This window comes from Paenibacillus sp. FSL F4-0100 (genome assembly GCF_037993005.1).
Lineage (GTDB): Bacteria > Bacillota > Bacilli > Paenibacillales > Paenibacillaceae > Paenibacillus_AQ.
Window position 1 is genome coordinate 2,871,225 of record NZ_CP150303.1, and the last position, 12,005, is coordinate 2,883,229.

Here is a 12,005-nt window from a genome sequence, read left to right on the forward strand (position 1 = left end):
CAAGGAGGACCTTCATGATTATAACAACTGGAGAAGCGGAAGCGCCGGACATTGTGGAGCGGGCGAGATGTTTAGCCCAAGAAATCGGCTGCCGTTATGTCCAGCGCGGCGGTCATTCATTGCGAAAATTAGCCCGCAGGTTCGGAGACGATGACGTGCTGGTCGTACTGAACGGACATGTACGCCTAAGCGGACCGGATGGGGCGGTCATGGAATTTCATCCGAGTATGGGGTTTGTCCGATTGAAACGCGTGCTGAGCGGAAAACCCGATCCCATGCTGGAGGCTTCCGGAATGGAGGAAGGGGATTCCGTACTGGACTGTACGGCCGGGCTTGGAGCCGATTCCCTGGTATTCTCGGGCAAGGGCGGGGCGAGCAGTCAAATCACTGCCCTGGAGAGCTCACTGCCCGTGTATGCGCTGCTGAAAGAAGGGCTGCGGACCTATGAAAGCCATCTGGAGGCCAGTGATCAGGCGATGAGGCGAATCGAGGTCAGGCACAGCCATCACCTGGATTATTTGAAGTCGCTGCCGGACCGGAGCGTAGACATTGTTTATTTTGATCCGATGTTCCGTGAACCGATCGCCGAATCGGCTTCGATCCATCCTCTAAGACATTATGCAAATGGGGAGCCGCTGGAAATGGAAAGTGTGAGAGAAGCGGTTAGGGTCGCGCGCAAAACCGTCGTGATGAAGGAAGCGCGATCCAGCGGAGAGTTTGAGCGGCTTGGCTTTACATTGCCTGAACGGGGAAAATCGAAAATAACGTACGGAGTGATTTCCATTGACAGATGAAACCAAACCTAAACTGCTTGTTCTCATCGGACCAACAGCTGTAGGTAAAACCAAAATGAGCATTGAGATCGCGAAGAAATTCGGATGTGAGATTATCTCCGGCGATTCGATGCAGGTATACCGGGGCATGGATATCGGAACGGCCAAAATTTCCGTGGAGGAAATGGAAGGCGTTCCTCACCATCTCATTGATATTCACGAGCCCGATCACCCCTATTCGGTAGCCGAATTTCAGGAGCAGAGCCAGAGGCTCATTACGGAGATTACGCAGCGGGGGAAACTTCCTTTTATTGTTGGGGGAACCGGGCTTTACGTGGAGTCGGTGTGTTACGGCTATCAGTTTAGCGAGACGGGAGCGGATGAAGTTTTTCGGGAAGAGCAGTTCCGCTATGCCAACGAACATGGAGCCGAGGCTCTTCATCAAAAATTGGCAGAGGTTGATCCTGAAACGGCCGAGCGGCTTCACCCTAATGACCTACGTCGGGTCGTTCGTGCTTTAGAAGTATTTCATGTGACCGGCGTCCCACTTTCGACCCAACTGGCACCTCAAACCAAGCAATCTCCCTATGACTTATGCTTGGTCGGTTTGACAATGGACAGGCAAATGCTATATAACCGTATTGAAGAGCGAATTGATCTTATGCTGAGCCAGGGACTTGTTGATGAGGTGGCGGCGCTCATGAACAAAGGGTTCGCTCCGGGGCTTGTATCCATGCAAGGGCTGGGTTACAAGGAAATCGTTTCGTACCTTAGCGGGGAGTTCAGCTACGAGGAGGCCGTCGTGCTGCTTAAGCGCGATACACGCCGTTTCGCTAAGCGGCAGCTATCTTGGTTTCGCCACATGAAGGACATCGAGTGGGTAGACGTCACCGACTCGGGAAATTTTTCTGCGAACTATCAAAAAATCCGTGCTATAATAGCAGGAAAGTTTCACTGAAATCTTGAATATATTTTCAAAACAATCTAAATGAACCATTGGGGGTACGGCTAATGAACAAGTCCATTAACATCCAAGACACGTTCTTGAACCAACTGCGCAAAGAGAACATTCCGGCCACGGTATACCTTACAAACGGCTTTCAGATCCGTGGAACGATCAAAGCTTTTGACAATTTTACCATCGTGATTGACAGCGACGGCCGTCAGCAAATGGTGTACAAGCATGCTATCTCCACGTTCATGCCGCAGCGTAATGTGTCCCTGATGCAGGATAACAGCAGCGAACAATAGATTTTAGAATGGATTCATAAAGAGCAGAATTATACCGTAAATGATTAATTTGAAACTTTTTGGCTTATATTTCGTTTAGCTTATAAGGAGTGCAGAGAGCAACCTGAGAAGGTTGTTCTTTTCTTTCCGAGGCATGACTTGAGTCAGAAGGCTTGATCCCGCAAGGGAGTAAGGAGGGGGACAAATGGCTGGAAAAGATAATCAGATGTCACGGTTGAACAAAAACAAAGACAACCCGAAGACATCCAAAACCACGAAACCGAATGCGAAGAAGAAAAAAGGCAAAGGAAAGCGAATTGCATGGGCATTGTTTTTTACGGCCGTCATTGCGATCTTCTGTGCGCTTGCAGGTTATTTGTTCATCTTGATCAGCGGTGAAAAGCTGCTGGAGCAGAATCAGGATAAGCTGACCGCTTACGGAACTTCCAAAGTATATGACCGTAATGGCACGCTGATGGGCGAACTGTCCCTTCAGAAGAGTGATCCTGTGAAGTACGAGGATATTCCGGAGCTATTGGTACAAGCATTTATTGCAACAGAAGATAAACGGTTCATGGAGCATAACGGCGTAGACATGTGGTCGATCGGCCGCGCAGCGGTAAAGGATGTCATGGCCCGTTCCATGGTCGAAGGCGGAAGTACGATCACGCAGCAACTGGCGAAGAACATATTCCTGACAAGGGATAAAACATTCTTCCGGAAGGCGACTGAAATGTCGATCGCGCTGGCGCTTGAGCGTAAGCACAGTAAACAGGAAATTATTGAGATGTACTTGAACCGGATTAACTTCGGTGGGCCTTATTACGGCATTAAAGCCGCGTCCGAGCGTTATTTTGGCAAATCGGATCTGAAAAAACTGGAGATATGGGAAATAGCAACACTGGCGGCAATGCCGAAGGGACCGTCCCGATATAATCCGCTCAAGAACCCTGAGCTCTCCAAAGAGCGTCGTGCGGTGGTATTGACTTTGATGGAACAGCAGGGTTATATCACAGCCGAAGAGGCGGCGAAAGCCAAGAAAGTGGACTATGCGTATACACCGCCTGAAAGACAACAGAAATATACAGCGTTTATCGACTATGTAATGGAAGAAGCCGAAGAAAAATGGGGCCTCACCGAGGACGATGTTAATATTGGCGGTTATCAGATTTACACAACGATGGACGTGAATGCTCAGACGGCAATGGAAGAAGAGTTCAAGAATCCGGAAAACTTTGAAAAAGGTCCTGATGACGTACCCGTTGAGGGCTCCATGGTCATCATTAACCAGGAGACCGGCGGGATCGTAGCCATGTCCGGTGGACGGGAATATACGCGCGGCGGGTTTAGCCGGGCTACCGACAGCCGTCGTCAGCCGGGCTCCGCCTTGAAGCCGATTGTATCGTATGCACCGGCGCTGGAATCCGGGAAGTTTACGAAGGACTCCAGATTGAGTAATAAACAGCAATGTTTTGGCACCAACTATTGCCCAAGAAACTTGCACGGATATTCAGAGACGATTGGTATGCCGGAAGCGATTCAGCGTTCCGAGAACATTCCGGCCGTATGGCTGTTGAACCAAATCGGCGTAAAAACAGGATTCGAGTTCGCTCAGAGTCTCGGCATCAAGATGACCGAAGGCGACGCGAACTTATCCCTGGCCCTCGGCGGAATGAATACCGGTACGAACACATTCGAGATGGCACAAGCTTTCAGCGCCTTTGCTAATGGCGGAGAATTTAAAGAGGCTTTTGCAATCAAACAGATTAAAGATAACAAAGGCAAGGTTGTGCATGAGAACAAAGGCAGCAAAGGGAAGCGCGTGATGAGCGCTTCGACGGCTTCGCAAATGACAGACATGATGAAGCGCGTTGTAGAGGACGGAACGGGTAGAAATGCCCGGATCAGTCGTCCGGTAGCCGGTAAGACCGGAACCACGCAGAGCGGCTATAAGGGCGTCAGCTCAAACCGCGACGTATGGTTTGTCGGATATACGCCGGAGTTAACCGCAGCTGTGTGGATGGGTTATGATAACCCAGACCGGCAGCATCTGCTGAAACGAAGCAGTTCGATCTCAGCTTCCTTATGGGGCAAAGTGATGGAGAAGGCTGTTCAAGGCTATGAAGCGAAGAGCTTCCCGAGTACCGAGCCGGTAAAGCCGCCTGTTGAAGAACCGACATTAACCGCAGTCAGCGGTTTGACGGGCTCCTATAATGGAGAGACTCAGACCGTATCACTGAGCTGGAATCCGGTTCAGGGCAACGTGCAATACCGCGTGTATCGTAAGGAAACGTCGGAATCGGAATACACCCCGATTCTCGATGCCTTGAATGGTACGTCCATTGAGGATTTGAGCGCAATGGAGGGATTGACCTATGATTATTATGTGACTGCTATAGACCCGTCTACGAGCCAGGAGTCGGCACCTTCGAACATCCTGCAGATTGTGGCCGTTTCCGAGGAATTGCCGCCTGAGGATCTCGAACCCGATCCGGGGGACATCCAGGAACCGCCTCCGGTTGATGAAGGTGACAACGGAGCAGGCAATGAGTTCCCTCCTGGGAATGAGAATGGCAACGGGAACGGAAATGGCAACGGTAATGGTAATGGTAATGGCGAGCCAGGCAATGGGAATGGTGAAGGCCCAGGCAATGGCAATGGTAACGGTAATGGAACGAACCCTCCTGACAATGGAAACGGAGCCGGGAATGGCCAAGATGGTCAAAATCCTGGCAATGGATCTGATGGCTCAGGAGATGGATCTAACCATGGTGACACAGGCACTGGAGGAACCGACAGCGATTCGGGTGATATTCCTACGGTACCGGGAACCATTGTGGATCCGTCAGATCCGGTTGATGGTTCTGACCAGTTCCAAGATAGTCCATAATGAACTTGAGAGCCTCCGCATGATTGCGGAGGCTTCTTTGTTTTGAGTGTGATACCCAAATGTGGTAAGCTGGGAATACGAATGGGGAGGAAAAGTTCCATGAAACGTAAATTCGGAGATCGGGCGAATTGGCGCCGTATCACCCGCCGGCACTTCACTTCCCGGTATGTGGAATGTGAGCAGTTTACAGGGTATCTCACGTTATATACCATATATGGCCTGAAAGAACCGTTATGGAAGACGTATGGCCGTCATACTTACCGAATCGCGGACAAAGGCTATTCATGGCTGCAGTATTATCCGAAGGACAGCCATTTCATCGTGACCGCCATGTTTGATGACAAACGAAATATTGTTCAATGGTACATCGATATTTGCAAGAAACAGGGGGTAACCGATCAGGGTGTTCCTTGGTTTGACGATCTGTATTTGGACGTTGTGGTCGTCAAGAATGGTGAAGTGTTCTTGCTGGATGAAGATGAGCTTGAGGATGCTCTAGGGCGGAATGACATTACCCGGGATGACTACAGGCTGGCCAAGGTAACCGCACGGAATCTGCTTCGGGCCATCGACGCGCATGAATTCCCTTACTTTATGATGTCTCTGAAGCATCGCGACCAGTTATTTCATAATGGAGAGTTCAGGAGGAAGAAATAATGCGTCAGGAAATACATAAGAGTCTGTCTCAAACAGGCACGAAGAAGAGAGCATGGTATCGGCGAGGGATGATTACCCTGCTCTCTCTCGTTGTTCTTGGAGTGCTATGGTCAGGTTATGCATATTGGAAGATCGAAAGTGCCGTCAGCAGTCCGTCGGAGAAAGCGGATGTCGGCATTATCCTGGGCGCTTCCATGTGGGGAGATCAGCCAAGTCCGGGGCTTCGCGAGCGGCTCGAGCATGCGCTAGTTGAATACCATGCAGGCCGTTTTGATACCTTCATCGTTTCTGGCGGCCTCGATAAGCCGGGGTATCCATATACCGAAGCCGAAGGAATGCGAAATTTCTTGGTTGACGCGGGCGTACCGGAGGAACGGATCTTCCTGGAGAACAAAGCAACGAGCACTTACGAGAATTTGCTCTTCAGCCAAGCGATTATGGAGGAGCATGGGTGGAACACCGCCATTATAATAACCCATGACTATCACGGGACGAGAGCGATGGAGGTTGCAACAACCCTTGGTTACGATCATCCTTCTATGTCGCTGACGGAATCTACCGTTTTGCCGATGGCTAAACACAAGTCTAGAGAAGTGCTGGCTTATACGAAATGGACGGCCGATCGGCTGTTGATCGCCATGGGTGTCCTATGAGGACGAAACTTCTAATAAGCAGGCTGTAAATAGAATACATTGGAATAGATAGTCAGCCCTTTGGTAAAGAGGTGAGGAGCAATGAACGGGCGTGTAACGGCCGCTAACGGCCGATCTGAAGGACGGCCATCCAGGCAGATTAATGTCGTGCTCCGCAGCGCGGAACCTCCACTCATCAGCAGTGCGGTTCCGGAACGCGAACCGGCCCCTTCGCCAAACCCTGTTTCCCAGCACAGTCTATTCCAGGAAATACAGAAAGAGCTGGATCAACTGGTAGGTCTCGAACAAATCAAAGACCTGGTATTTGAAATCTATGCATTGCTTCAAGTGGCCCAGATGCGTTTGGAAGCAGGCTTATTAAGTGGCGGTCATGTGTACCATATGATTTTTAAAGGAAACCCCGGAACTGGGAAAACCACAGTCGCCCGTATCGTGGCAAAGCTGTTCCAGAAGATGGGCGTGCTTAATAAGGGTCATCTAGTCGAAGTGGAACGGGCCGATCTCGTAGGTGAATATATCGGTCACACGGCACAAAAGACCAGAGAATTGGTCAAAAAAGCGCTTGGAGGAATTCTGTTCATCGATGAGGCTTACAGTTTGGCGCGCGGCGGTGAGAAGGATTTTGGCAAGGAAGCGATCGATACGCTGGTAAAGGCGATGGAGGATCATAAAAACCAGTTCATTCTTATTCTGGCAGGCTATAGCGATGAGATTGATTTTTTTATGGATTCGAATCCCGGCCTGTATTCCCGTTTTCCGATCCAGATGGACTTCCCGGATTACAATTTGGATCAATTGATCCAGATTTCGGAGCTGATGGCAAAGGAGAGGGATTATATCTTGATGCCGCAGTCGCTGAGCAAGCTCAAGGAACACCTGCAGATGGAGAAGGATCATGGACTGCACGCCTTCAGTAATGCGCGTTATGTACGGAATGTCATCGAGAAATCGATAAGGAATCAATCGGTTCGGCTGCTAAATCAGTACGTAACCGGAAACCCCGGCAAGCTTGAGCTTATGACCCTGCGGCCGGAGGACTTTAAGTTAAACGGAAAAATACAATGATTTTAAGCTTGTCTTCGAACATAATGAAGGGGTAACGCTGCTTTCTTTGGATCATAATGTTTATTGCAGGCAGCAGCGGTTAGTTAAATTAGGAGACGTAATGATAGAAGGAGTTGGCTATATGACAAATATAACGCATGATACCCGGACAGAGATCGAAGATAAAGCCGTTTTGGTCAGTTTGGTGACGGATGCAGTTAAACGTACAGGAATTAATCCGGAACACTCGCTGCAGGAGCTGGTTCAGCTAGCTGAAACCGCTGGAGTGGAGGTGCTGGATGTCATTACGCAGAATCGCGAAGTTCCGGATTCCAAGTGGTTTATCGGCAAAGGGAAGGTCGAAGAGCTGCGCATGGCGATTGATGGGTTGGGCGCAACAACGGCCATATTTGATCAGGAATTATCCGGCGCACAAGTACGAAATCTGGAAGAATCACTCGATGTGAAAATTATCGATCGTACTCAATTGATACTGGATATTTTCGCTCAACGTGCGAAGACCCGTGAGGGGATTATCCAGGTGGAGTTAGCACAGCTTACTTATTTGCTCCCGCGGTTGTCGGGACATGGTAAGAATCTGTCCAGGCTCGGGGCGGGGATCGGGACACGTGGACCAGGGGAAAGTAAACTCGAAACCGACCGCCGGCATATTCGTGACAGAATCAGCGACCTGAAGCGGCAGCTGGATGAAGTCACAAGGCATCGTACGCTCCATCGGGAGCGGCGGAAGAAGAGCGGTGCCGTACAGGTTGCTCTAGTCGGTTATACCAATGCCGGCAAGTCAACATTGTTAAACCGGTTAACGGCCGCAGATGTTTATATCCAAGATCAATTATTTGCTACGCTGGACCCCACTTCGCGCGTGTTGGAGCTGCCTAGCGGCAAGGAAGTGGTGCTAACGGATACCGTTGGATTTATACAGAACCTTCCTCATGATCTGGTAGCCGCGTTCCGTGCGACGCTGGAAGAAGCCAACGAAGCCGATCTGATTCTTCATGTCGTAGATGCTTCTTCCCTGATGCGGGACGAACAGATGGCTGTCGTTCAATCCATACTTCAGGATCTGGGGGCGGCGGATAAACCGCAGATCGTTCTGTTTAACAAGAAGGACGCATGTGAACCGGATCAGCTGGAGATGCTGCCTACAGGGGATGGTCAATTAAAGATTAGTGCGTATCAAGATCAGGATTTGGAAATGGTTCGTGAAGCGATTCAGGACCAGCTGTCCGGAGGGAACGTGACGTTCCGGATTCCGGCAGACCGCGGCGATCTGAACTCGGTTGTATACCGTGTCGGAGACGTGCTGGAGCAGTCTTTTGATGAGAATGATATCCTCTACGAGGTGCGAATCAATAAAGCGGATTATGAGAAAATGGGTTACTTGCTCCATGATTACGTCCAGAACGGATCTTAGGTACCAATAGGAATCGTAGTGTAAGCCCCTGTATGGGGCTTATATTGCGTGTTCAGGGTGCTCAAGCATTGCGAGTTCTATGAAATAAAAATATGTGTTAAGATGTGAGACATCATGTGTAAAAGAGGAGAGAGCAGTTGGTCATGGCAAGATTTTCGCAAGATATACTTGAATTGAGCAGTGAGATTGAGTCCAAAATCGGACAGCGTTTACGGGGGATCGATAATATCGTTGATTTTAATCAGTGGAAGGTGATTGATGCTTTCCAGAAGTTTCAGGTGAGTGATTTTCATTTTGCGGCTTCCACCGGGTATGCATACAATGATCGCGGCCGTGAAGTGCTGGATGAAGTCTACGCAGATGTATTTGGAGCCGAATCTGCCCTGGTCAGGCCGCATTTTGCTTCCGGTACCCATACGATCTCAACCGCACTGTTTGGTGTGTTAAGACCGGGAGATGAGCTGTTGTATATTTCGGGGCGTCCGTATGATACCCTCCATAAAGTAATTGGCGAACCCGGGGACGGCAGCGGGTCCCTTCGAGATTTTGGAATCGATTATCAGGAGGTTGCGCTAACAGAACAAGGGGAAATCGATTGGGGGCGGGTAGAGAAGGCAATCACGTCTTCAACCAAGGTTATCGGTATCCAGCGTTCCCGTGGATATGATTGGCGTTCTTCGTTCACGGTATCCCAGATTGGTGACATGGTAAACCGGATTCGGTCCATTCGCCCGGATTTGATTATTTTCGTTGATAACTGTTACGGTGAGTTTACGGAGCGATTGGAACCGACGGAGGTTGGCGTTGATCTGATGGCGGGGTCGCTTATCAAAAACCCTGGCGGCGGCATTGCCGAAACCGGCGGTTACATATGCGGTAAAGCAGCCTATGTGGATAAGGCAGCCTATCGGCTGACTGCTCCCGGCATCGGACGTGAAGTAGGGGCTATGCTGGGAACGACCAGAGGCATTTATCAGGGATTATTCCTGGCACCATCCACGGTTGGACAAGCGGTCAAGGGCAGCATTTATGCCGCCGCGATGTTTGAGGCAGTGGGGTTCACAACCAAGCCGGGCTGGCAGGATGAGCGGACCGATTTGATTCAGGCCGTATCGTTTACCGGAGCGGATCATCTGATCGCTTTTGTACAGGGGATTCAGCGGGCGGCGGCAGTCGACAGCCATGTAGTGCCTGAGCCTTGGGATATGCCTGGATATGAACATCCCGTAATCATGGCGGCAGGTACGTTTATCCAGGGAGGAAGCCTCGAATTATCCGCGGATGCGCCGATCCGATCACCTTATATCGGGTATATGCAAGGCGGCTTGACCTACTCTCATGTTAAATATGGTGTGCTTATGGCCCTCCAAAGCATGAAAGATCGTAATTTGTTGTGAGTTATCCTTACATGCGGTTGACGTGGTTGATCAGGAAATGTACAATAGGATCAGAATAGACCACTTGGAAGGTTGATGAGATATGGGTGATGAGATTCGGAGGAATATGGCATTATTTCCGATAGGCATTGTTATGAAGCTTACGGATTTATCCGCCAGACAAATTCGCTATTATGAGCAGCATAACTTAATTGTCCCAGCCCGTACGTCGGGCAACCAACGCCTGTTTTCCTTCAATGATGTGGAGCGACTGCTAGAGATTAAGGCTTTGATTGAAAAAGGTGTTAATATCGCCGGCATTAAGCAGGTAATGAATCCTGTCACGAAAGAGTCTGAAGAGGCTACTGTCATTACTCCTGATACCGAGAACAGACGCCGTGAGATGTCGGAGTCCCAGTTGCGACGTTTGCTGAAGCAGGAATTGATTACCGCTAGAAGACCGGGTCAGGTTTCATTGATTCAAGGGGAATTATCCCGGTTTTTTAATAAATAAGGATTGCCATGCTGTAATTCTTCATTAATTCTAGTTTTTTATTTAAAAAGGAGAGGATAAAGTGAGTTATACCAGAGAGGACATTCTACGTATTGCCAAAGAAGAAAATGTTCGATTTATCCGCTTGCAATTTACAGATTTGCTTGGAACGATTAAAAATGTTGAGATTCCTGTAAGCCAGCTGCCTAAAGCGCTTGATAATAAAATGATGTTCGACGGTTCGTCCATCGAAGGTTATGTACGTATTGAAGAATCCGATATGTATCTGTACCCGGATCTGGATACCTTCATGATCTTTCCATGGGTATCCGAGGATCGCGTCGCACGTCTGATCTGCGATGTCTACATGCCTGACGGCACTCAGTTCGCAGGAGATCCGCGCGGCATTCTGAAGAGAGCGCTGAAAGAAGCTGAAGAGATGGGCTTCACTTCTATGAATGTCGGTCCGGAGCCAGAATTCTTCCTGTTCAAAACCGATGAAAAAGGCAACCCAACCCTGGAGCTTAATGACCAAGGCGGATACTTTGACCTTGCGCCTACGGATCTCGGCGAGAACTGCCGCCGCGATATCGTACTGACACTGGAAGAGATGGGCTTTGAAATCGAAGCTTCTCACCATGAAGTTGCTCCTGGCCAGCACGAAATCGACTTCAAGTATGCCGATGCGATCAAAGCAGCTGACCAGATTCAAACATTTAAATTGGTAGTTAAGACGATTGCTCGTCAGCATGGACTGATTGCAACATTTATGCCAAAACCGCTATTCGGCGTGAACGGCTCTGGTATGCACTGTAACCAATCGCTCTTCAAAGGAAGCGAGAACGCGTTTGTCGACGAGAGTGATGAGCTTGGCTTGAGCGTAACGGCTCGTAACTATATGGCGGGTATTCTTAAGCATGCACGCGCGTTTGCTGCGATCACGAACCCAACGGTGAACTCGTACAAGCGTCTCGTGCCTGGTTACGAAGCACCTTGCTACGTAGCATGGTCTGCAAGTAACCGCAGCCCAATGATTCGAATTCCTGCATCCCGTGGCCTTAGCACGCGTATTGAAGTGCGTAACCCGGATCCGGCGGCTAACCCGTATCTGGCTCTGGCTGTCATGCTGAAAGCAGGTTTGGATGGCGTGAAGCGCGAGCTGTCGCTCCCGGCTCCAATCGACCGTAACATCTATGTGATGACGGAAGAAGAGCGTATTGAGGAAGGCATCCCTAGCTTGCCGGCAAACCTGAAAGAAGCCATTAACGAGTTGATTCGCAGCGAAGTCATTTCCGACGCGCTCGGGGATCATGCGCTGGCTCACTTCTACGAGCTGAAAGAAATCGAATGGGACATGTACCGGACGCAAGTTCATCAGTGGGAACGCGATCAGTACATTACGATGTATTAATAGAGGAATCCCTTGCGCCGTAAGGCGTGAGGGGTTTTTGTTT

The 12,005-nt window shown here is 49.7% G+C and carries 11 protein-coding genes; all 11 read left to right on the plus strand.

Annotated elements, in window-relative coordinates:
* Positions 1-14 precede the first annotated feature (14 nt).
* On the plus strand, positions 15-794 hold the full coding sequence (locus MHH48_RS12835; protein ID WP_076321132.1) for a class I SAM-dependent methyltransferase: 780 nt from the start codon (positions 15-17) through the stop codon (positions 792-794).
* The gene (gene miaA, locus MHH48_RS12840; RefSeq protein WP_076321133.1) at positions 784-1,731 is read left to right on the plus strand and encodes a tRNA (adenosine(37)-N6)-dimethylallyltransferase MiaA; all 948 of its coding nucleotides are present in this window, start codon (positions 784-786) and stop codon (positions 1,729-1,731) included. The genes MHH48_RS12835 and miaA overlap by 11 nt, the downstream gene beginning before the upstream one ends.
* A 53-nt stretch (positions 1,732-1,784) precedes the next feature.
* The gene (hfq, locus tag MHH48_RS12845) at positions 1,785-2,024 is read left to right on the plus strand and encodes an RNA chaperone Hfq (RefSeq protein WP_076321134.1); all 240 of its coding nucleotides are present in this window, start codon (positions 1,785-1,787) and stop codon (positions 2,022-2,024) included.
* Positions 2,025-2,208: 184 nt separating this feature from the next.
* On the plus strand, positions 2,209-4,893 hold the full coding sequence (locus tag MHH48_RS12850; protein ID WP_076321135.1) for a PBP1A family penicillin-binding protein: 2,685 nt from the start codon (positions 2,209-2,211) through the stop codon (positions 4,891-4,893).
* A gap of 99 nt (positions 4,894-4,992) precedes the next feature.
* The gene (locus tag MHH48_RS12855; protein WP_071218240.1) at positions 4,993-5,550 is read left to right on the plus strand and encodes a DUF402 domain-containing protein; all 558 of its coding nucleotides are present in this window, start codon (positions 4,993-4,995) and stop codon (positions 5,548-5,550) included.
* The gene (locus tag MHH48_RS12860; protein ID WP_076321136.1) at positions 5,550-6,203 is read left to right on the plus strand and encodes a YdcF family protein; all 654 of its coding nucleotides are present in this window, start codon (positions 5,550-5,552) and stop codon (positions 6,201-6,203) included. The genes MHH48_RS12855 and MHH48_RS12860 overlap by 1 nt, the downstream gene beginning before the upstream one ends.
* An 81-nt stretch (positions 6,204-6,284) precedes the next feature.
* Entirely contained in the window at positions 6,285-7,268 is a 984-nt protein-coding gene (locus tag MHH48_RS12865; protein WP_076321137.1) for an AAA family ATPase, read from the plus strand.
* 121 nt (positions 7,269-7,389) lie between these two features.
* Entirely contained in the window at positions 7,390-8,682 is a 1,293-nt protein-coding gene (gene hflX, locus MHH48_RS12870) for a GTPase HflX (protein ID WP_076321138.1), read from the plus strand.
* Between the two features lie 143 nt (positions 8,683-8,825).
* Positions 8,826-10,079, plus strand: a complete 1,254-nt coding sequence (locus MHH48_RS12875; protein WP_076321139.1) for a methionine gamma-lyase family protein — start codon at positions 8,826-8,828, stop codon at positions 10,077-10,079.
* 82 nt (positions 10,080-10,161) lie between these two features.
* A complete protein-coding gene (locus MHH48_RS12880; protein WP_076321140.1) occupies positions 10,162-10,572 on the plus strand; it encodes a MerR family transcriptional regulator in 411 nt (136 codons plus the stop codon).
* A gap of 61 nt (positions 10,573-10,633) precedes the next feature.
* A complete protein-coding gene (glnA, locus tag MHH48_RS12885) occupies positions 10,634-11,962 on the plus strand; it encodes a type I glutamate--ammonia ligase (RefSeq protein WP_076321141.1) in 1,329 nt (442 codons plus the stop codon).
* Positions 11,963-12,005 lie beyond the last annotated feature (43 nt).